This window comes from Streptomyces sp. NPDC094143 (assembly GCF_040303825.1).
Taxonomy (GTDB): domain Bacteria; phylum Actinomycetota; class Actinomycetes; order Streptomycetales; family Streptomycetaceae; genus Streptomyces.
Window position 1 is genome coordinate 84,610 of record NZ_JBEOTZ010000007.1, and the last position, 20,800, is coordinate 105,409.

The following is a 20,800-nucleotide window of genomic DNA, read 5'->3' on the forward strand; positions in this document are numbered from 1 at the left end:
CGGCGGTACGACCGTCGTACGACCAACGGTCCGCACCCCACGCTCCCACGTTCCGGCCCGTACGCGTCCGTTTCCGGCATCCCAAATGAACCAGTACTGGCTCCAAGGTGAACTCTGGGCGACGAGTGTTCGAGGTCGCAGCCCGACGGCTGTGGAGCGCGCCCGACCCATGCCTAACCTGGGTGCATGGACGTGAACGCGGCGGTCGCCGCAGTGGCAGCGATCGCCGGGGTGCTCACCGGCGTCATCGCCATGCTGGCGTTCCGCTGGAGCGAGCGCGAGCAGAAGCGCCCGACCCGCAGTTCCCTGCACACGGACGCGGTGCTCCCGCCGGGCGTGGACACCGTCCTGTCGGTCCTGCGGTCCTCCGCCGTGGTCCTCGACGAGGCCGACGGCGTGGTCAAGGCCAGTTCGGCGGCGTACGCCCTCGGCCTGGTCCGCGGCGGCAAGCTCGCCGTCGAGCCGATGCTGCAGATGGCCCGGGACACCCGGCGGGACGGGGAGATACGCCAGGTCGAGCTTGACCTGCCACGGCGCGGCACCGGACGCGGAGAGGCCCTGGCCGTCTCCGCGCGGGTCGCGCCGCTCGGTTCCCGGCTGGTGCTGCTGCTCGTGGAGGACCTGACCGAGGCCCGCCGCATCGAGGCGGTCCGGCGCGACTTCGTCGCCAACGTGAGCCATGAGCTGAAGACGCCCGTCGGTGCCCTGTCGCTGCTCTCCGAGGCCGTCATGGACGCCTTCGACGACCCCGAGGCGGTGCAGCGGTTCGCCGGGCGCATGCAGATCGAGGCGACCCGGCTGACCAGCCTGGTGCAGGAGCTCATCGACCTGTCGCGGGTGCAGAACGACGATCCGCTGGAGGACGCCGAGCCGGTCCGCGTCGACGAGCTCGTCGCCGAGGCCATCGACCGCTGCCGGCACCAGGCCGGCACCAAGCAGATCACCATGGCCTCGAACGTATGGTCGCCCGAAGGGCCCGAGCAGGGTGGCGGCGGGCGACGGGCGGGCGGTACCGCCGACCTGCGTGTGTGGGGGAACCGCGGCCAGCTCGCCGCCGCGCTCGGCAACCTCGTCGAGAACGCGGTCAACTACTCGCCCGCCCGCACCCGCGTCGGCATAGCGGCCCGCAGGGTGAACGCGCCGGGCGGGGATCACATCGAGATCGCCGTCACCGACCAGGGCATCGGCATCTCCGACAAGGACAAGGAGCGCATCTTCGAGCGCTTCTACCGCGTCGATCCGGCCCGCTCCCGTGCCACGGGTGGCACGGGGCTGGGACTGGCCATCGTGAAGCACGTGGCCGCCTCGCACGGCGGAGAGGTCACCGTGTGGAGCGCCGAAGGCCAGGGTTCCACCTTCACGCTGCGGCTGCCGGAGGCCCCTGCGGCCCGCGACCGCGCACATCAGCAGTCCGCCCGGGACGAACGCGCCGCAGGCGCGGGCCTCGATGACGAGGCCGGGCGGCAGACCCCCACATCCCCCGATTCCACCGCGTACGAAACGCATCCCGCCCCGGAGGTCCTTCCGTGACCCGTGTGCTCGTCGTCGAGGACGAGGAGTCCTTCTCCGACGCCCTGTCGTACATGCTCCGCAAGGAGGGCTTCGAGGTCGCCGTCGCGACCACCGGGCCCGACGGACTCGACGAGTTCGAGCGCAACGGCGCCGACCTCGTCCTGCTCGACCTGATGCTGCCCGGCCTGCCGGGCACGGAGGTCTGCCGCCAGCTGCGCGGCCGCTCCAACGTTCCCGTGATCATGGTCACCGCCAAGGACAGCGAGATCGACAAGGTGGTCGGGCTGGAGATAGGAGCCGACGACTACGTCACCAAGCCGTTCTCCTCGCGCGAGCTGGTCGCCCGCATCCGGGCCGTGCTGCGCCGCAGGGGCGAGCCGGAGGAGGTGACCCCGGCCGCGCTGGAGGCCGGCCCGGTCCGTATGGACGTCGACCGGCATGTGGTCACGGTCGGCGGCACCAAGATCGACCTGCCGCTGAAGGAGTTCGACCTGCTGGAGATGCTGCTGCGCAACGCCGGCCGCGTGCTGACCCGCATGCAGCTCATCGACCGGGTCTGGGGCGCCGACTACGTCGGTGACACCAAGACCCTCGACGTCCACGTCAAGCGCCTGCGCGCCAAGATCGAGCCGGACCCGGGCGCCCCGCGCTACCTGGTGACGGTCCGCGGCCTGGGCTACAAGTTCGAGCCGTAGACCGGCCCCGGACGCCGACGGCGAGAAGGGGCGGGACCTCTCCTCGGAGAGGTCCCGCCCCTTCACGTGCTGCGCCGGGTCAGTGCCCGGCGCCGGCCGTCGCGCTCGCGGAGGCCGCGTCGGTCGGCGTGGCCGGCGGCTCCTCGCCGCCCGGCGTCTCGCCCGCGGCGGGGCTCCCGGTGCCGGCCGGCGAGCCCGAGGGGCTGCCCGACGGCGAGCCGGAGGGGGAGGCAGACGCGCCCGGCGCGGCCGGGACCTCGGTCGGGCCCCACTCCTCGAAGTAGTGCTCGGCCGGGACCACGAACGCGCGCAGGCTCACGTCACCCGTCTTGCTGAAGGTGAAGGTGACCTTCTGGGCGTTGCCGTCCTGCACGGCCTCGCGGCTGCTCGGCAGCATCGCCGTGGCGTTGTCCTTGCCGCCCAGGATCAGCGAGCCGCCGGCCGGGATGGTCAGGCTGCCGCCCTTGGCCGGCTTGAGTTCGGCGGTCTTGCCGGTGCCGGGCAGGGTGATGGACTCCAGCGTCTGGTCGGTGCGGCCTTCGTTGAAGAAGGTGGCGGAGATCGCGGCCGGGCCGGTCGACTCGAGGTCGGGCTGCGTGATCACGATCGCGTTCTGGATCTTGATGTCCCCCACGCTCGTGGCCGCGTTGTCCGGCTTGATCTCCAGCGTCTGGGCGTTGTGGCCGGCTCCGCACGCGGCGAGCGAGGCGACCGAGAACGCGATGGCGGCAGCGGCGAGGGCGCCGCGTCGAAGGCTGCTGCTCACGGCGGCGGCAACTCCTTGACTCGAACGGAGCGGCCGATAAAGCCGCCCTAAGTGTCTGTCAGCGGGCCTTAGGTTACCGAGCCGTTCCCGCGTGGCCGCACCCGACCCCCCGGCGCCTGCGATCCCACCTGCGTCTCCGTGGGCTCCGGCGTCACAAGTGACTCGTGCGTCACATTGCCGGGTGTACGTCCTGCATTCACATAAGAGCCCCGGGCGGCAGCGCAAAACTTCCGTGAAGGAATGTGCGCACGGCCCGGAAAATCGATCGCCCGCGGCTCGCCCGGGGGTCGCGTGATCAATTCGGGATTCGACCGGAAGCCGGCTCGGGCCGCCGAACGGAGTAGCGGAAGTCGATCACATGGAACCGGACATACCGGGATGTTCGGCCATCTGGAGGGGGCTGCGGATGCGTGTAGCGTACGTGTTTCGCTCGGCCCGGAGAGCCGCTCCCACCTGCGAATACCTTCTTCCACTCCCTGTCCGAAGCACGTTCCGGTCGGAGTTGTCAAGCCCCGAGATATGCCCTGACCTGCGAAAACGCCATTCAGAACCGCCGGTTTCCGTGTTACTCTGGATAGCCACGGAAGGGGTACCTGTCACATGACGTTCAAGGTTGGCGACACCGTGGTCTATCCCCATCACGGGGCCGCGCTGATCGAGGCTATCGAAACTCGCCAGATCAAAGGCGTGGACAAGACCTACTTGGTGCTGAAGGTCGCCCAGGGTGACCTGACGGTACGTGTGCCAGCGGACAATGCGGAGTTCGTCGGCGTGCGTGATGTGGTCGGTCAGGACGGACTGGACCGGGTCTTCGAGGTGCTGCGTGCGCCGTACGCCGAGGAGCCCACGAACTGGTCCCGTCGGTACAAGGCAAACCTGGAGAAGCTCGCCTCCGGCGATGTCATCAAGGTCGCGGAAGTCGTGCGTGACCTGTGGCGTCGTGAGCGCGAGCGCGGACTCTCCGCCGGTGAGAAGCGCATGCTCGCCAAGGCCCGCCAGATTCTGGTGAGCGAGCTCGCGCTCGCGGAGAACACGAACGAGGACAAGGCCGAGGCCCTGCTCGACGAGGTTCTCGCCTCCTGAGGGGAAGCCGGTCGCTCAGCACTCTGCTGATCAACTCTGCACATCGAAATGCCGCGGTGCCCGATGACGAATTCCTGTCGCCGGGCGCTGCGGCATGTTCGTACGCCAACGCCGATGCGCCGACCCCCCGGGATGTGTTATCACTCACGCCCCGGTGTGGCGTGCCGGGCCCGGGCAGCCGGCTCGACCAGCGTCACGGAAAGGGTCCGGTCGAGCGCGTCGCGCCCGGCACTCCACCAGGCCATACCCACGCCAGGCCAGCACACAAACCTGACAGGAACCGATGTCTGACGATTCGCGTCCCTCGCCGTCCGCCGCCCCCGCGACGGCCCGTACGGCGGTCGTGATCCCGGCCGCCGGCCGTGGCGTACGGCTCGGCCCGGGCGCCCCCAAGGCGCTCCGCGCGCTGGGCGGCACACCCATGCTCATCCACGCCGTCCGCGCGATGGCCGCCTCCCGCGCCGTCTCCCTGGTCGTGGTCGTGGCCCCGCCCGACGGCGCCGCCGAGGTCAGGTCGCTGCTCGACGCGCACGCGCTGCCCGAGCGGACCGACTTCCTCGTCGTCCCCGGCGGGCAGAGCCGCCAGGAGTCCGTGAAGCTCGGCCTGGACGCGCTGCCGCCGGATCACGACATCGTGCTGGTGCACGACGCGGCCCGGCCGCTGGTCCCGGTGGACACGGTCGACGCCGTGATCGAGGCCGTACGCGACGGCGCCCCGGCCGTGGTCCCCGCGCTGCCGCTCGCCGACACGGTCAAGCAGGTCGAGCCCGCCGGGACGCCCGGCGAGCCGGAGCCGGTCGTCGCCACGCCGGAGCGGGCGCGGCTGCGGGCCGTGCAGACACCGCAGGGCTTCGACCGGGCCACGCTAATCCGGGCGCACGAGACGGTCACCGGCGACGTCACCGACGACGCCGGCATGGTCGAGCGGCTCGGCCTCACGGTCGTGGCCGTCCCCGGCCACGAGGAGGCGTTCAAGGTCACCCGCCCCCTGGACCTCGTCCTCGCCGAGGCGGTCCTGGCCCGCAGGAGGCTCAACGATGGCTTCTGACGGCTTCCCGCTGCCCCAGGTCGGCATCGGCACCGACATCCACGCCTTCGAGGAGGGCCGCGACCTGTGGTGCGCCGGCCTGAAGTGGGAGGGCGAGGGACCGGGCCTGGCGGGCCACTCCGACGCGGACGTCGTCGCCCACGCCGCGTGCAACGCCCTCTTCTCCGCGGCCGGCCTCGGCGACCTCGGGCAGCACTTCGGCACGGGCCGCCCCGAGTGGTCGGGCGCGTCCGGGGTCACGCTGCTCACCGAGGCGGCCCGGATCGTCCGCGAGGCGGGCTTCCGCATCGGCAACATCGCCGTACAGGTGGTGGGGCCCCGGCCGAAGATCGGCAAGCGCCGGGACGAGGCGCAGAAGCTCCTGTCGGAGGCGGCCGGAGCCCCGGTGTCGGTGTCGGGCGCGACCACGGACGGCCTGGGCTTCCCGGGGCGCGAGGAGGGCCTGGTGGCGGTGGCGACGGCCCTGGTGGTGCGCGCGGGCTGAGGCTTGCGGGCCGATCGGGGCCGCGCACTCCCCACGGCCCACTACCCTAGGAACCGTGACCATTCGCCTGTACGACACCAGCGCCCGGCAGATCCGTGACTTCTCCCCGCTCAAGCCGGGTTGTGTCTCGATCTACCTGTGTGGCGCCACCGTGCAGGCCGCACCGCACATCGGGCACATCCGCTCGGGCCTGAACTTCGACATCATGCGCCGCTGGTTCGAGTACCGCGGCTACGAGGTCACGTTCGTGCGGAACGTCACGGACATCGACGACAAGATCATCACCAAGTCCGCCGACCAGGACCGCCCCTGGTGGGCCATCGGCTACGAGAACGAGCGGGCGTTCGACGACGGCTACCGCGCCCTCGGCTGCCTGCCCCCGACCTACGAGCCGCGCGCCACCGGGCACATCACCGAGATGGTCGAGATGATGCGCGGCCTGATCGAGCGCGGGCACGCCTACGTCGCCGACGGCAGCGTCTACTTCGACGTCCGCTCCTTCCCGGAGTACCTGGCGCTGTCCAACCAGGACATCGACGACCTGCGCCAGCCCGACGAGGGCGTCTCCGGCAAGCGTGACCCGCGCGACTTCGCCATGTGGAAGGCCACCAAGCCCGGCGAACCCGACTGGGAGACGCCCTGGGGCCGCGGCCGCCCCGGCTGGCACCTGGAGTGCTCGGCGATGGCCCACAAGTACCTGGGCTCCGCCTTCGACATCCACGGCGGCGGCCTGGACCTGGTCTTCCCGCACCACGAGAACGAGATCGCGCAGGCCAGGGCCTACGGCGACGACTTCGCCCAGTACTGGGTGCACAACGCCTGGGTCACCATGAGCGGCGAGAAGATGTCCAAGTCGCTCGGCAACTCGGTCCTGGTCAGCGAGATGGTCAAGCGCTGGCGCCCGATCGTGCTGCGCTACTACCTGGGCACCCCGCACTACCGCTCGATGATCGAGTACAGCGAGGAGGCCCTGCGCGAGGCGGAGTCGGCGTTCGCGCGGATCGAGGGCTTCGTGCAGCGCGTGGTCGAGAAGGCCGGTGCCGTCGAGCCCGCCGCCGAAGTGCCGCTGGCCTTCGCCGAGGCCATGGACGACGACCTGGGCGTGCCGCAGGCGCTGGCCGTGGTGCACACCACGGTCCGCCAGGGCAACAGCGCGCTCGCCGCCGACGACAAGGAAGCCGCGGTGGCCCGGCTCGCCGAGGTCCGCGCCATGCTGGGCGTCCTCGGCCTCGACCCGCTCGACGCGCAGTGGGCCGGCGAGGGCGACCGGGGGGAGGACCTGCATGGCGTGGTCGACACGCTCGTGCGCATGGTCCTCGACCAGCGCGAGGCCGCCCGGGCGCGCAAGGACTGGCCGACCGCGGACGCCATCCGCGATCAGCTGGGCCAGTCCGGCCTGGTCATCGAGGACAGCCCGCAGGGCCCGCGCTGGAGCCTCGGCCCGCGCTAGCCCGCCCGCGGCCGGAAGATCGATTGTGCCGTCCGGGCCCCCGGGCGGCACACTTCATAGACGTACGCACTTCACCGCCTCAGGGCGACAGCAGAGACAGGTAGGTCATGGCAGCCAACAACCGCCGCATGTCCGGCAAGAAGGGCGCGCAGGTCGGCAGTGGCGGCCAGCGGCGCCGGGGCCTGGAGGGCAAGGGCCCCACCCCGCCCGCCGAGATGCGCAAGGGACACAAGAAGAACCGGCTCGCGAACGCCAAGGCGCGCCAGACCTCGCGCCGCCCCGCGGCCCGCGGCCGCGGCGGCAAGTCGGCCTCCGAGCTGGTCGTCGGACGCAACCCGGTCTACGAGGCCCTGCGCGAGGGCGTGCCCGCCTCCACGCTGTACGTCCAGCAGTTCATCGACAACGACGAGCGCGTGCGCGAGGCCCTGCAGCTCGCGGCCGAGCGCGGCGGCATCAACCTCATGGAGGCGCCGCGCCCCGAGCTCGACCGGATGACGAACGGGCTGAACCACCAGGGCCTTGTCCTCCAGGTCCCGCCGTACGAGTACGCCCACCCCGAGGACCTGCTCGACGCGGCCGCCGACGAGGGCGCGGACCCGCTGATCGTCGCGCTCGACGGGGTGACCGACCCGCGCAACCTGGGCGCGGTCGTCCGGTCCGTCTCCGCGTTCGGCGGGCACGGCGTCGTCGTGCCCGAGCGGCGGGCCGCCGGCATGACCGCCGGTGCCTGGAAGACGTCCGCCGGTACGGCCGCCCGGACGCCCGTCGCCCGCGCCACCAACCTGACGCGCGCGCTGGAGGCGTACAAGAAGGCCGGTGTCGTGGTCGTCGGCCTGGCCGCCGACGGTGATGTCGAACTGACGGAGCTGGAGGCCCTGGAGGGCCCCGTCGCGATCGTCGTCGGCAGCGAGGGCAAGGGGCTGTCCCGGCTGGTCGGGGAGACCTGCGACGTCCGGGTGCGGATCCCGATGCCGGGCGGCGCCGAGTCGCTCAACGCCGGCGTGGCGGCGGGCATCGTGCTCTACGAGGCGGCCCGTCGACGCGCCTGAACAGGCGTCCGGAACTTCACCCGTGCGGGGGAATTCCGGGGTTGTCGGGGGGACGAGGACAAGCTTGACGGGATCCGGACAGATAGGGCGGGTCAAAGCAGTGTCCTAACCCGACGTCACTCGGTTAGATGAGTGTGGACACCAGAACACCCCGCACACCCACGGGGGACCGCTCGTCGGGACTCGACGACGCTCCCGCGCTGAGCATGGTGAAGGTGCCGAGCGACCCGGCGCAGGTCATCGTCAACCACGCGAGCTTCCGCGTGCAGTTGGGCGCATCGACGCGTCGCGTCCGGTCCCCCCGGGTCGCACGGCATCTGAACGCCACCGAGGGCACCGCCCGCATCCCCCTCGTCACCGCCGGGGGCGCGGCGGACGGCGCCACCACCCGGCGCCGGCCGGTCGTATGGAGCGGCAGATCAGCGCCCGACGACACCGGCGCCCACCGGCTCCTGCAGGCCGTGCGGCACGAGAGCGTGCGGCACGCCGAGGAGCTCACCTCCGACACCGGAGCCACCCAGGTCATCTCCCGCGTGGACGCGGGCCACGAGGGCGCGGGCTACACCACCGGGTACGAGGGCGGCGGCCACGAGGACGACCTCGTCCAGACGGTCGAGACCCCTGTCGTCGGCCCTCAGCGCTCCCACGACCCCGCCGACGGCACCCGGCTGCTGCCCCGCATGCGCACGGTCGGCAGCGCCTACGACGAACCGGGCTACGCGGAAGGCGAGTTCGAGGACCTCCCTGGCGAGGAGGAGGAGTCCGAACGGCACGTCAGGCGCCATGGCGACGACCCCGCGCGGCACGCCTACTTCCCGGGCCGCCGCATGAACCTCGGCGTCGTCCTGCTCCCGCTGCGCGTCTTCCTCGGCTTCATCTCCATCTACGCCGGCATGGGCAAGCTGTGCGACCCCGTCTACTTCGACGGCGGCAAGCGCGGCTCCATGGTGAAGTGGCTGAACACCCTGCACCCCTGGGAAGTCGCCGAGCCGCTGCGCCAGTTCGCCCTCGAACACCCGGTGGGCTCCGGACTGGTCATCGCCTTCGCACAGGTCATCGTCGGCGTCCTGACGGTCCTCGGCTGCTGGCAGCGCGTCGCCGCGGCCTTCGGCGCCCTGCTCTCCGCCGCGCTGCTGGTCACCGTCAGCTGGAAGAGCGTCCCGGCCTACGAGACGCCCGACATCATCTACCTCGCCGCCTGGTCGCCGCTGATCATCGCCGGTGCCCCCGTCTACTCCGTCGACGGCCGCCTGGCCGGCAGCGCCTGGCGGCGCCTCGGCCCCCGCGCGGACATCTGGGACCTGCGCCGGTACGTGCTGCGCCGGGGCGCCCTGGTCACCGCCGTCGCCATCGGCCTCACCCTGCTCGTCGGCTCGCTGCTCGGCGGTGCCGTCCGCGACGCCGACCGGGTCGTCGTCCCGGGCCCCGGCGAGGCCCCGCGCAACGAGCTGCCCGGCTCCCCGCTCCCCGGCGAGCCCGGCAAGCGGCAGGAGAAGCGGACCCCGTCGGCCTCCTCCTCGCCCACGCAGGGCGCGACGGCCGGTTCGGCCAGCCCCAGCGCCGGCACCACGACCCGGCCGGAGGCCACCCGCGACACCGGCACGGTCACCGGCGGTTCCCCGAGTCAGACGCAGGGCACCGGGGGCCAGGCCCCGCCGCAGCAGTCCTCCCCGGTCGACCAGGCGCCGACCACGACCTCGGGCCCCACGTCCGGCGGCGGCGCCACGGGCGGCTCGGGCTCCACCGGCGGCGCCGGCACGGGCGGCGACGGCTCCTCGTCCACGGGCCGCCCGGGCCTGGTGGGCGGTCTGCTGGGCTAGCCGGCCGACCCGAACGAGAGACGGCGAGGGCCCCGCACCACGTGGTGCGGGGCCCTTTTCGCTACCCGGGTGCCGGCTGACCGGCCGGGAGGCGCGGGACCCTTCCGGTGCCCGGGTGCTGGTTAGCTGGCCGGGCGCGGGGACCCTCGTCGGTGCCCGGTGCCCGGTGCCCGGTGCCCGGTGGCCGGTGGCCGTGGACGGCGCCCTCAGCGGCCCAGGGCCGCCAGTTCCTTGGCCGCCTCCGTCAGGTCCTTCGCGGTGTCGATGGCCCGCCAGTAGGACCCCTGCGGGATCGTGAACCCGGCGAGGCGCCGCTCACGGGCCAGATGCGGAAACGTCGTCCGCTCGTGGTCCCCACGCTGCGGCAGCAGCCCGGTGAACTCGGGGGAGAAGACGTAGACGCCCGCGTTGATCTCGAACGTCGAGGGCGGGGCCTCGATGAAGTCGGTGATGTGGCCGAAGCCGTCGGTCTTGACCGCGCCCCACGGCAGCCGGGGCCGGGCCAGCGCCACCGTGGCGATCGCGTCGCGCTCGGCGTGGAAGTCCGCCATGTCCCGCAGCGAGAACCGCGTCCAGATGTCCCCGTTGGTGGCGTACCAGGGCCGGTCGGGGTGGGGCAGACGTGCCGCGGCGTACTTGAGGCCGCCGCCGCGGCCGAGGGGCTCGGGCTCGACGACGGTGGTGACGGAGAGGGGCAGATCGGCCGTCTCCAGCCACTTCTGCAGCACATCGGCGAGGTGGCCGCAGGAGACCACGACGTCCGTCACGCCCTCCTCGGCGAGCCAGGACAGCTGATGGCCGATGATCGGAGTCCCCGTCCCGGGGATCTCGACCATCGGCTTGGGCCGGTCGTCGGTGTACGGACGCAGCCGGGAGCCCTGGCCGCCGGCCAGAACGACGGCTTGAACGGGGCGGGACGCGGCGTTCGGATCGCTCATGGGACCGAACTGTACGTGGCGTCCCGCCCGGGACGACGGGGGAAGTCGGTTCCCTCGTCGGCTGTCACCGGCTTCCCGGCCGGTGCCGGTCCGCCGTCGTGTTCACCCGGCGGTCTGCGCCGGGGCGGCGCGCTCAGCTGTGTGCCGCGGCGACGCCTGTGGCGAAGGACGTGTCGCAGACCGGGCGGGCGTAGGACTGGGCGCGGGTCGGGCCGTATACCCGGACGGCCGCCTGGCCGAGGGCGCGGGCGATGGATGCGCAGTGCTTGGCGAGCGACGGGCGGCCGTTGACGGCCTGCTGGAGGTGGGTGAGGGCGACACCCGGGTTCTCCTGCTGCAGCTCGGTCAGCAGTCTGTCGCGCAGGACGTCCTGGGGGGCGCGCTCGGCGGCGCGGGAGGCGCCGGCGGACGTGGCGGTGTCCGCTGCGGCGAGCACCGGGTCGGTGGAGTGGCCCGACCAGTTGACTCGGGTGACCGCGAGGGTCCCGGAGAGCACCAGGACGACGGGCAGGACGAAAGCGAGGGTGCGGCCGATCCGGCGGGCGGGGCCCCGGCCGCGTCGCGTCTGAGGGTTGTTGGAGTGCTTCACGCGTGTGAGGGTAGCGCCCCGTAATGGTTTGTAGACATTTAGTCACCGGTTCGGGGGATGAGGAAGTGCCCCTTTCTGGGTACAGGGTTGACGCACAACGCTCGAAACGTCCGGTCTGCCGGGGTATTTGTCGACAACGAGAAGGGCCCCGCAGCAGCTCGCGGGGCCCTCTTCGTCAAAGACCGGGTGATTCACCCGGAGTGGTGGGTTCGCCGGTTGATCAGTCGGAGAGGCGCTCGCCGCTCGACGTGGAGAACACGTGGGTCTCGCCGGAGCGCGGGACGACGCGCAGCTGGCTGCCCTTCTCCGGGACGTCACGGCCGTTGACGCGGACGACGAGGTCCTTGGCGTCGTCGTCGAGCTTGGCGGTGCCGTAGACGTAGGCGTCGGCGCCGAGTTCCTCGACGACGTTGACGGTGACCGCGAGGCCCTGGTCGGACTCGGGGCCGGCCACGTCGAAGTGCTCGGGGCGGACGCCGACCGTGACGGTCTTGTCGCTGGTGGCGGTGAGCGCGTCACGCTGCACCGGCACGACCGAGTTGCCGAACTTCACGCCGCCGTCGGTGACCGGCACCTCGACCAGGTTCATGGCCGGGGAGCCGATGAAGCCGGCCACGAAGAGGTTGGCGGGCCTGTCGTACATGTTGCGCGGGGTGTCGATCTGCTGGAGCAGACCGTCCTTGAGGACCGCCACGCGGTCGCCCATCGTCATGGCCTCGACCTGGTCGTGGGTGACGTAGACGGTGGTGATGCCGAGGCGGCGCTGGAGGGACGCGATCTGCGTACGCGTCGACACACGGAGCTTGGCGTCCAGGTTGGACAGCGGCTCGTCCATGAGGAACACCTGCGGCTCACGCACGATGGCGCGGCCCATGGCGACACGCTGGCGCTGACCGCCGGAGAGGGCCTTCGGCTTGCGGTCCAGGTACTCGGAGAGGTCGAGGATCTTCGCGGCCTCCTCGACCTTCTGCCGGATCTCCGCCTTGTTGACGCCGGCGATCTTGAGCGCGAAGCCCATGTTGTCGGCGACCGTCATGTGCGGGTAGAGCGCGTAGTTCTGGAACACCATGGCGATGTCCCGGTCCTTCGGCGGCAGGTGGGTGACGTCGCGGTCGCCGATGCGGATGGCGCCGGCGTTGACGTCCTCGAGCCCCGCGAGCATGCGGAGCGAGGTGGACTTGCCGCAGCCGGAAGGACCGACGAGGACGAGGAACTCGCCGTCCTCGATGTCGATGTCGAGAGCGTCGACGGCGGGCTTGGTGGAGCCCGGGTAGATCCGGGTCGCCTTGTCGAACTGCACAGTGGCCATGGTGGATGAACCCCTTCTACCGGCAGGAACGTGCCGGACGATCCGAGTAGGAAGGCGGTGCCACGACGGTGTTCCGTTGTGGTGTAGTCCACGCGTGTGAACTGGCTCAGGACGGTACCTGGCGTTCACACGTCTGTCAGTAGTTCCGGGCATGTGAACTTCGCGGAAATTTTCGAGACGGGCCCGGGGTGGCCCGAACTCCGTGGCTCCGGGTAACGGCCTCTGTGTACAGTGGTGCCGCCTCGCGCGCGGCGTCGTGGCGCGCGTGCCTCCTTAGCTCAGCTGGCCAGAGCAACGCACTTGTAATGCGTAGGTCGTCGGTTCGAATCCGACAGGGGGCTCTGCTGAAACCCCAGGTCAGGTCTGCTCTGACCTGGGGTTTCGTCGTCAGCGGATCCGGCGGCGGCGCCGGGAGCGGGCCGCGCGGGTGTCGGCGGTCTCAGTTCTGGTCTCAGTGGGGCCCGGATCCGAGAGCGGTAGAGGCGACGGCGGCGGCACGAAGAACTCGCCCATCCGCCGCATGGCATCCTTCGAGAGATGCGACCGGCCCTTGACGTACCGCCGCGTCTGGCTGATCTGCGTGTGACGCAGGATCTCCATGATCGTGGGCATGTCGACGCCCAGCTCGTTCAGGATCGTGCCGGCGGTGTGGCGGCTCCCGTCGTACAGGCGGCGGTCGTCGATCCCGGCCTCCTTGAGCAGCTCCTTGAACTCCTCGTAGTCGGCACGCGGGTCCAGCGGCCGGCCGTCCGGCCTCGCGAACACGACGTCATGCTCCTGCCACAGCTCCCCGGCGGCTTGCCGTGCCGCTTCTTGCTGAGCCTTGTGGTCCTGCAGGAAGGGAATGAAGACGGGCGGGATCGGCACGGCGTTCCGGCTCTTCTTGGTCTTGGGCCGGGTGAAGGTGAGTCCGCCCTCTTTGCGCTGCGGGCAGGTGCTCGCGTGCTTGGTGCACGTCTTGGTGCACGGCTTCGGGCAGCCGCGCTTGTAGCTCTTGTGCGCGGTGCAGTCCGGCGGGCACGGCTCGAAGCGGTGCAGGCGTCCCCCACAGGCGTGCGGGTCGTCGCAGTCGTGCCGCCACGTGAGCCGCTGCAACTGCCACTCGGGGCGGAACAGCTCCGCCTCCAGGTCGACGTACGACCAGCGCAGCCCGAGCGTCTCGCCCTGCCGGAACCCCATGCCGACGCCGACGATCCACCGCATGAAGCTGGGGCGCTTTGCCGCGGCTTCTAAGAAGGCTCGGGCCTCCTCCTTGGTGAAGGGGTTGGCCTCGATTTCGTCGATGCTCGGAGGGTCCACGAGCGTGGCGACGTTCTCAGCGACGATGCGGCGACGCTGAGCGATCTTGAGGGCGCGCGACAGGATGCGGTGCACCTTGAGGACGTGCGAAGGGGCGTGGCCGGCGTCGAGCATGGCCCGGTACATCCGTTCCAGGTGCTCGGGCTGCAGCTTGTCGATGCGATGCTTGCCGACGCCGGGGATGATGTCGTTCCGGGTCTTCGACCAGTAGTCGTCGAGCGAGCGCGGCTTGAGCTTCAGGCTGGCGATGTCGGTGAGGTAGGTCTCCATCCAGGCCGCGACGGTCGGCTTGCGGCCCGCTGCGGGGGCGCGGCCCTGGTCCCGCTGGCGCTCCAGCTCTCTCACCTTGCGCCTGACCTCGGCTTCGGTCCGGGCCCGGCGGTGGCGCCGGTCGGGGCTGCCGTCGCTCTTGACGCCCATCGTCACGCGGCCGTGCCACCAGCCATCGGCGCCGAAGTAGATGGACGATTCCATGTTGGCCTTGCGGGGGCTCATGTGCTCCTCCATGCGGGAGGCGCCCCGAGCGGGGTGCTCAGGGCGCCTCAGGGCTTGCGTGACTCAGTTGGGCAAGGGAGCGAGATTCGCTACGTACGCTTCGAGGTCCACGCGCCGTATCCGCCGCGTGCGGCCCAACTTGATGTATTTCAGGGAGCCCTCGGCCATCAGCTCGTAGACGGTGGATCGACCGATGGCGAGCGCTTCGGCGGCTTCCTCGGGCTTGTACAGGAGGCGGTCGACGGGGGCAGCTATCGCGGTGCTCATCCGGGGTGTCTCCTCGGCAGGCGTCCAGGGACCTTCTGAGAGGCGCTACTTCCGCTACCGCCGCTACCGTGCAGGTCAGGGGCCTGCCGGGGTAGCGGGAAGGGGTAGCGGTAGCGGATGGGTAGCGGGGCGGTAGCGGCAACCGGGGTCGCTTGCCGCTACCCCATTTGTGCTGGTCAGGCAGCGTTTTCGGTGCCCGGTAGCGGAGGTAGCGGACTTTCCGGGGGTGGGGGGCAGTAGCGGGCCCACGCGTCGGTGAGATCGGCGGCGTAATAGCCCTTCAGCACGCTCCCGCCCGTCTTGATGTTGCGGGACGTGATCGGTTCGTTGTCGACCGTCATGTACTCCGCGAGCATCTTGGACAGACGCCGGTTGTCCAGCGGCTTGCCGTGCAGGTCGGCCCACGGGGCGTCATCCAGGGCGTTCAGCCGGTCCAGGATCGCGACGGTGGGCAGGCGGTCGATGCCGACCATGACGTGGTCGCGCAGGTCGGTCAGCAGCCGCACGCCGAGACTGCCCTTGTCGTTGGCCTTCGACGCGGTGACCAGTTCAACGCAGGCAGTGCGGGCCCGCTCGGGCCACTCGCCCCCGGCGGCGTCAGCGACCGCGATCAGCGGTTCCCACACGTCGGCCGGCCGGTCGGTCACCCCGTCCGGCATGGTCGGCCACGCCCCCATGACGGCATCGCGGACCTGTTCCGCCCACGTGGCGAGCCGGTCACGGAGCTTGTGCCCCTCGGCCTCGTGGACGCGGGCCCGGAAGGGTTCGACCTTCTCGTTCCTGGCCCGGCGCCGCATGCGGATGATGACTGAACGGGACAGGATCGTGTCGGGCAGGGAGCCGAGTCCGGCGACCGCGACCGCGCAGTACGAGGGGAACGCCTGCACGCTCTGCTGCCCACCGTCGCCGATGCATCGGTAGGTCACGCCGGTCCGGCGGTGCCCGGCATTCAAAAACCCGCGCAGTTCCTCGTTGTCGCCTGCCTTGGGACCGAAGACCGTGTCGATTTCATCGAACAGGATGGTCGGCTTGGCGGTGCCGGCGGATACGGACCGGAACAGGGCGGCTGCGGAGGCGTTGACGGCTGTCATGGGCTGCGGGACGAGGGTTTCCACGATCTCCAGCGCGCGGGTCTTGCCCGACCCCGGCTCGGGAGACAGGAACGCCAGCCGAGGGGTGGAGTCGAAACAGTCGAGCAGGTGAGCGTGTGCATCCCACAGGGCGACTGCCACGAACGCGGCGTCGGTGGGGAAGACGTTGAAACGGCGGTGGAAGTCTTCCACCTCGTCGAGCAGTGCGGCGCCGTCGATGGGGGTCATGCGGCGGCCCTTCCTTCCTGGGGGTGGCGCAGGGGGCATGCGGTGCGGTGGGCGGTGTGGTCGTCGATCAGGGCGAGCACCCGTGCCGTGCCGATGGCTGAGCGGTCGCGTCCGCACGCGCACCGGGAGGTGGCGGTGGGTGTGGCGCCGCGCGGTGCGACGATGTGCAGCCACGCGATGGGACGGCGTCCGTCGTATCCGTGCGGGTCGGGGCTGCAAGCAGTTCGGACGCCCTGACGGGCGGCGCCCTTCGGCTCGCCCACGGTGGCCTCGGGTGCGGTCGACCGTGCGGCGAGCGGGCCGGCCGGGGGCCCGGTGAGGCTCTTCAAAGGGCGGGCAGGGGTGCTCATGCCGCCTCCCGCGTGCTGGTCTGGTTGTGGGTGATGGACCAGTCCAGGGCGCTGCGCAGGGTGGCGCGGCACTCGGCAGCGGACAGTCCGGCCGACTCCCCTGCCCCTTGAAGAGCGTCTTCCACCTCGGTACGGGTCAGGCCGCCGGATGCGACGAACCGGCCCAGCGCCCGCCCCGCGCGCAGGAGGGTCGCGTTGCGCTGCCCCTCGGGGGCTGCTGTGACGGCGGCTGTCTCCTTCGCCAGGGCGGACGCGACGTAGGGGCGGCGGCGCGCGTTGCCAGGTGCGGCCACGGACAGCCGGTTGACGGGGTGTGGGGGCACCAGCAGGGCCTTGAGCCAGTCGGGCAGGGGCCGCAGCAGGGCGGGCCCTTCCAGCTCGTACCGGGCGCCGTCGACGGTGCTGCCGGCGGCGACGACGTAGCCGCCCCATGCACGGGTGTCGACCAGCGGGGCGAGCGTCCCGGCGGTGTTGTGCAGCCGCACGGGGGCGGGGGCGGTGAAGTACAGGTGCAGCCCGCCGCTCGCAGTCCGCACTGTGCGGGTACGTGGGACGGGCTGCCCGGTGCGCTCGCAGAGCGCCGTAAAGGTCGCCGCGCCGTCAGGCGCGTCGGTGTTGCTGTTGTCCTTGGGCATGTCCAGGTCGACGACCAGCAGCCCGGAGGGGCCGGTTGCGATACCGACGTTAAACGGGGCGTGTGCCCAGGCGGCCCGGATGCGGTCGGGATCGGTGGTGGCCCGCTCCTCCCACTTGCGGTGCCCGCTGGTACAGGGCCCGGTGCGGGGGCAGGCGTTCTCCCCGTGCAGGGCGGGCCGCTTGGTGTTGGGGCGGAGCGGGAAGACGTGCCAGCCGCGTTCGGCGGCAGTCAGGGCGGCGCGCATCAACGCGTTGTTCATGCGGCTACCTCCAGCCCGGCGGCGAGCGTGGTGAGTGCGGTGCGGCCGATGTGGTGGGCGTAGGCCGGGGGGATGCACTCGCGGATGCCGTCGCGGTTCATCCACGGCACCCCCAGCACCTCACGGGCCAGAGGGACGCCAGAGAAGTTGCCGACGAACTGGCCGTAGTGGCCGGGCGGGACAGGGCGGCCCATCTTGGCCTGCGGCACCACATGGGCGGGGTGGTAGGGCTGGGCGAGGGTGAAGCCGCCGCCGGTCTCGAAGTACCGGTGCCGGTAGTTGGCCAGGGCGAACATCTGCCCGCACAGCATCACCGGCTCGCGCAGCTTGGGCACCGCCCCGCGCACGTTCTCCATTACCCACGGGCGGCCGGTCGCCTTCAGCGCCGTGCGGGTGGGGGCGATCAGGTCGGGGTGGGCGTTTCCCCGGATGCGCTGGCATTCGGTGTCGTGCTGGCACGGCGGCGAGGCGTGGATGAAGTCGAACTCCGCGCCGTGCTCCAGCACGTAGGCGATGGCGTCCGCCTGTACGAACCGGAAGGGGTAGCGCGGCTGCGGGTCCTTGTCGACGCCGGTCACGTCGAATCCGGCGTCGTCGTAACCTTTGCCGGCGCCGCCCTGGCAGCAGTACAGGTCCAGTAAGCGCGGCCGGTGGCCGTGCACTCGCCGGAAGGTGGCGGGTTGCGTCATGCTGGGAGACCTCCACAGGTCAAGTGGTTGGCAGGTGGACAAGGGCGGCCCCGCTTCTTTGGCGAGAGGGAGGGGCCGCCCTTGGCGTAGCTAGCTGTGGAAGTGGTTGCGCTTGATCACGGCTTTGCGGATGTTGACCGTGGTCCCGCCACGGTGGCTGCTCGCGCTGAACACCTGCACGGCGATCCAGCCGCCGAAGACGACGGCGGCGAGGGTGATGAGCTGGGTGACGAAAGCGGTCAGAGCCGCGATGAACGACGTCAGCAGCAGCAGGCCGCCGCAGACGGCGAGGAACCCGACACCCCCGAGGGCGACGTTCACCGCCGTGCGGGAGACCGGCGACTTCGGCGTGACCGGTTCGGTCTGGACGGGATGGACGGCGTAGCCGGTGATGACGCGGCCGTCTGGCAGGACGATGCTCGCCACGGTCGGGACGTGTCCCGGTTGCGGCAGTGTCGGGGCCGCCACGGCGGGGGTGTAGGGGGTGAGCGGTGTGGGCTGGTGGACTTCGATCGGCGCGGGCTGTTCGGGGTGGGTCATGAGTGCCCCTTTCGGGGAAACAGCGCGCCCGCGCCGGTGGGTGGCGTGGGCCCGGTTCGGGTGGGGTGTGAGGCAGGTGTCAGAAAAGGTGTTACGGGTTGCTGTGATGGCGCGTAACACCGTTTCTGCCTAGGGGTTTGGGTGTTAGGGGCCGTAACACCGTTACGGGTGTTAGGGCGGGTCAGGCGGCGGCGAGGATGGGGACGATGCGCCACCGGCCGGTGGTGTTCGTCGGCTCCAGCCGGCCGTCGATGGCGGCTTCCTTCAGGCGCAGGGAGACCCAGGAGCGGGAGAGCTGGTTGCGGTCGCACCAGTCGGTGAAGTCGACCGGGCCCACGATCATCTGACCGTGCTGCTCGAACTCCTCCAGCGCCTGGGCGAACAACTCCCGTGCCTCCTCGGGGGAGGGCTTGCGGCCGGTTTCCTGACCGAAGATCGGTGCGTCGTCGCCCTGCTCGGGCTCGGGGAGGTCGGCTTCGGGGTCGATGTCCGCGTCCTCGGGGTCCACGTGCTTGCCGTGGGGCATGTCGTCCTCCTGCTGCACGACGGTGAGCTGAGGCGTGCTGGCCGCTTCTGCGGCGCGGCCGATGTAGGCGTTGCCGGCGATGCTCACCGCGGCGCCGGCGGTGACCGGGTCCGCGGTGGCGCCGTTGGCCAGGGCCCACGCCGCCAGCTGCTCCATGAGCGCGGTGGCGCGGTGGGTGAAGGCCCGGGTGCGGCCCGGGGAGGCGTAGCGGTCCTCGTCGATGCCGGGGCTGACGAGGTAGCAGTAGCCGGGGCGCCGGTTGCCCCACGCTCCGGGGTGAGCGCCGGCGTCGATGACCGACTCGGGGAGGCTGAATCCCTCGTCGCGGGGGTCACAACCCAGAGCGATCACGGACGGCAGCGAGGCGCGGGTGCTGGTGGACATCTGGTCGTACGAGGGACGCTGAAGCGAGACGATCAGGGAAATCCCCGCAGAGCGGGCTTCCTGAGCGATCCCGGTGAACGCGTCGTCCCCCAGCGCCCGGAGGGTGTTGGCGGCCTCCTCCATCCACGCGACCAGGAACGGCATCCCCTCACAGCCACAGGCACGGCCGCCGGGCCGGCAGGAGTGAGCCGGGTCGTTCTGCGTCTGCGCGCAGGCCGGGACCCACTGCCGGTAGTGGTGGGCGCCGAGCCACCGCGTCCGGGCCGGAATCGCAGCCTGAAGGGCTTCCACCATCAGTTCGGTGGGGGCGCCGCCCTCGACGGCCCAGTCGATGCCGGGCAGCAGCGGGCGGAAGTCCTGGAACGCCTTGGGGTCCGACAGCCACAGGATCACGTCCGTGCGGGACAGGATCTCGGTCTGGAGGTTCAGGGCGGTGTCGCCCTTGCCGGATCCGGTGCCGCCGGCCACGAGGACGTGGGTGGAGTTGCGCTTTGCTTCCGGGTCGCCGGGCAGCCACAGCAGCATCGGGGCGCCGTCGTCGTAGCGGCCGATGACCAGCGGATCAGCGATCGAGCCGCCCAGGTTCGACGGCCCGTCCCACTCCACCACGTCCGCCAGCATGTCCTCAGGGACGATGACCAGGTCGCCGCGGCGGGAGGAGTCGGGGTCGGGGCGGTAACGCACGGCGGAGGTGGGCAGGTCCAGGGCGGAGGCGATCCGGCCCAGGGCCTTGGACACGTCGTCGTTGGTCTGCTCACCCGCCTCCACCGCGAGCGGGGCGGTGACCCGGTTGGGCTCCACCTTGGCGTTGCCGATCTGCGCCCGAGCCAGGCCGACCTTCTCCAGCAGGCCCTTGTCGCCGTTCTGGCCGGCCGGGTCGTCGTTGCGGCGCAGGATCATGCGGATGTTCCACGACAGCGCCACCACCGGGGCGCCCATCAGGTACAGGTCGGGCAGCGGGCCCGCGGTGGGTCCGGCCAGGCACGCGGCCGTGGTCCACGCCGACGCCGCGGCCACGGTGATGGCGGAGTGGAGGCGCCGCTGCTGGGTGGTGGACTTGCCCATCCACCACGTGGCGCCGGTGAGGCCGACAGAGGCGAGGGTCAGGCCGACCCCGGCCGCGGCGCTCTGAGCCCACTGGAGGCTGCCGAGCCCGCCGGCGATGCCGATACCGGCCGCGGCCACCCACGGCGGCAGATGCGGCATGGCCCGCTGGACGAGGTAGGCGCCGATGCTGCCCCCGCCGCCCTCACCGGGGAGCAGGCCGGAACCGGTGTACTGGGCGACCATCC

20 protein-coding genes and 1 tRNA gene are annotated in these 20,800 nt (G+C 71.3%); 9 read left to right on the forward strand and 12 right to left on the reverse strand.

Features of this window, described 5'->3' with window-relative positions; translation table 11 throughout:
- Positions 1-186: 186 nt before the first annotated feature.
- Together phoR and phoP are read left to right on the forward strand one after the other, a co-directional pair.
- Positions 187-1,530, forward strand: a complete 1,344-nt coding sequence (gene phoR, locus ABTZ58_RS11840) for a two-component system sensor histidine kinase PhoR (protein WP_351353922.1) — start codon at positions 187-189, stop codon at positions 1,528-1,530.
- Between the two features lie 5 nt (positions 1,531-1,535).
- Positions 1,536-2,207 carry a two-component system response regulator PhoP gene (phoP, locus tag ABTZ58_RS11845; protein WP_020271862.1) on the forward strand — a complete coding sequence of 224 codons (672 nt, stop codon included), beginning with the start codon at positions 1,536-1,538 and terminating at the stop codon, positions 2,205-2,207.
- 79 nt (positions 2,208-2,286) lie between these two features.
- On the opposite strand, the gene ABTZ58_RS11850 is transcribed toward phoP, so the two are convergent.
- Positions 2,287-2,973, reverse strand: coding sequence for a copper chaperone PCu(A)C domain-containing protein (locus ABTZ58_RS11850; protein WP_351353926.1), 687 nt, complete (start codon positions 2,971-2,973; stop codon positions 2,287-2,289).
- A gap of 600 nt (positions 2,974-3,573) precedes the next feature.
- On the opposite strand from ABTZ58_RS11850, the gene ABTZ58_RS11855 reads away from it, so the two are divergent.
- The 6 genes from ABTZ58_RS11855 (at position 3,574) to ABTZ58_RS11880 (ending at position 9,907) form a co-directional block, all read left to right on the forward strand.
- Complete coding sequence (locus tag ABTZ58_RS11855) at positions 3,574-4,056, forward strand: CarD family transcriptional regulator (RefSeq protein WP_003953493.1); 483 nt, start codon at positions 3,574-3,576, stop codon at positions 4,054-4,056.
- 283 nt (positions 4,057-4,339) lie between these two features.
- Complete coding sequence (ispD, locus tag ABTZ58_RS11860) at positions 4,340-5,104, forward strand: 2-C-methyl-D-erythritol 4-phosphate cytidylyltransferase (protein WP_351353929.1); 765 nt, start codon at positions 4,340-4,342, stop codon at positions 5,102-5,104.
- Complete coding sequence (gene ispF / locus ABTZ58_RS11865) at positions 5,094-5,588, forward strand: 2-C-methyl-D-erythritol 2,4-cyclodiphosphate synthase (RefSeq protein WP_351353932.1); 495 nt, start codon at positions 5,094-5,096, stop codon at positions 5,586-5,588. Before ispD ends, ispF begins: the two co-directional genes overlap by 11 nt.
- Positions 5,589-5,643: 55 nt before the next feature.
- Entirely contained in the window at positions 5,644-7,038 is a 1,395-nt protein-coding gene (gene cysS, locus ABTZ58_RS11870) for a cysteine--tRNA ligase (protein ID WP_351353935.1), read from the forward strand.
- 107 nt (positions 7,039-7,145) lie between these two features.
- Positions 7,146-8,087, forward strand: coding sequence for a 23S rRNA (guanosine(2251)-2'-O)-methyltransferase RlmB (gene rlmB, locus ABTZ58_RS11875; protein ID WP_351353938.1), 942 nt, complete (start codon positions 7,146-7,148; stop codon positions 8,085-8,087).
- A gap of 128 nt (positions 8,088-8,215) precedes the next feature.
- Entirely contained in the window at positions 8,216-9,907 is a 1,692-nt protein-coding gene (locus ABTZ58_RS11880) for a DoxX family protein (protein ID WP_351353941.1), read from the forward strand.
- Positions 9,908-10,113: 206 nt separating this feature from the next.
- On the opposite strand, the gene ABTZ58_RS11885 is transcribed toward ABTZ58_RS11880, so the two are convergent.
- From ABTZ58_RS11885 to ABTZ58_RS11895, 3 genes are all read right to left on the reverse strand, one after another.
- Entirely contained in the window at positions 10,114-10,845 is a 732-nt protein-coding gene (locus ABTZ58_RS11885) for a nucleotidyltransferase family protein (RefSeq protein WP_351353944.1), read from the reverse strand.
- A 133-nt stretch (positions 10,846-10,978) separates the two neighbouring features.
- Positions 10,979-11,434, reverse strand: coding sequence for a hypothetical protein (locus tag ABTZ58_RS11890; protein WP_351353947.1), 456 nt, complete (start codon positions 11,432-11,434; stop codon positions 10,979-10,981).
- A gap of 220 nt (positions 11,435-11,654) precedes the next feature.
- Positions 11,655-12,743, reverse strand: coding sequence for an ABC transporter ATP-binding protein (locus tag ABTZ58_RS11895; RefSeq protein WP_351353950.1), 1,089 nt, complete (start codon positions 12,741-12,743; stop codon positions 11,655-11,657).
- Between the two features lie 267 nt (positions 12,744-13,010).
- Here ABTZ58_RS11895 and ABTZ58_RS11900 point away from each other — a divergent pair.
- A tRNA-Thr gene (locus ABTZ58_RS11900) sits at positions 13,011-13,084 on the forward strand.
- Between the two features lie 46 nt (positions 13,085-13,130).
- On the opposite strand, the gene ABTZ58_RS11905 is transcribed toward ABTZ58_RS11900, so the two are convergent.
- From ABTZ58_RS11905 to traB, 8 genes are all read right to left on the reverse strand, one after another.
- A complete protein-coding gene (locus ABTZ58_RS11905; protein WP_351353953.1) occupies positions 13,131-14,537 on the reverse strand; it encodes a tyrosine-type recombinase/integrase in 1,407 nt (468 codons plus the stop codon).
- Positions 14,538-14,600: 63 nt separating this feature from the next.
- Positions 14,601-14,804: a helix-turn-helix domain-containing protein gene (locus tag ABTZ58_RS11910; protein WP_344539840.1), complete on the reverse strand. Its 204-nt coding sequence runs from the start codon at positions 14,802-14,804 to the stop codon at positions 14,601-14,603.
- Between the two features lie 176 nt (positions 14,805-14,980).
- On the reverse strand, positions 14,981-16,123 hold the full coding sequence (locus ABTZ58_RS11915; protein ID WP_351353956.1) for a DUF3631 domain-containing protein: 1,143 nt from the start codon (positions 16,121-16,123) through the stop codon (positions 14,981-14,983).
- On the reverse strand, positions 16,120-16,473 hold the full coding sequence (locus ABTZ58_RS11920; protein ID WP_351353959.1) for a hypothetical protein: 354 nt from the start codon (positions 16,471-16,473) through the stop codon (positions 16,120-16,122). Before ABTZ58_RS11920 ends, ABTZ58_RS11915 begins: the two co-directional genes overlap by 4 nt.
- A complete protein-coding gene (locus ABTZ58_RS11925) occupies positions 16,470-17,369 on the reverse strand; it encodes a bifunctional DNA primase/polymerase (RefSeq protein WP_351353962.1) in 900 nt (299 codons plus the stop codon). The genes ABTZ58_RS11920 and ABTZ58_RS11925 overlap by 4 nt, the downstream gene beginning before the upstream one ends.
- On the reverse strand, positions 17,366-18,058 hold the full coding sequence (locus ABTZ58_RS11930; RefSeq protein ID WP_351353965.1) for a class I SAM-dependent methyltransferase: 693 nt from the start codon (positions 18,056-18,058) through the stop codon (positions 17,366-17,368). The genes ABTZ58_RS11925 and ABTZ58_RS11930 overlap by 4 nt, the downstream gene beginning before the upstream one ends.
- A 90-nt stretch (positions 18,059-18,148) precedes the next feature.
- Positions 18,149-18,598, reverse strand: coding sequence for a hypothetical protein (locus ABTZ58_RS11935; RefSeq protein WP_351353968.1), 450 nt, complete (start codon positions 18,596-18,598; stop codon positions 18,149-18,151).
- 181 nt (positions 18,599-18,779) lie between these two features.
- Positions 18,780-20,798, reverse strand: a complete 2,019-nt coding sequence (gene traB / locus ABTZ58_RS11940; protein ID WP_351354401.1) for a plasmid transfer protein TraB — start codon at positions 20,796-20,798, stop codon at positions 18,780-18,782.
- Positions 20,799-20,800 lie beyond the last annotated feature (2 nt).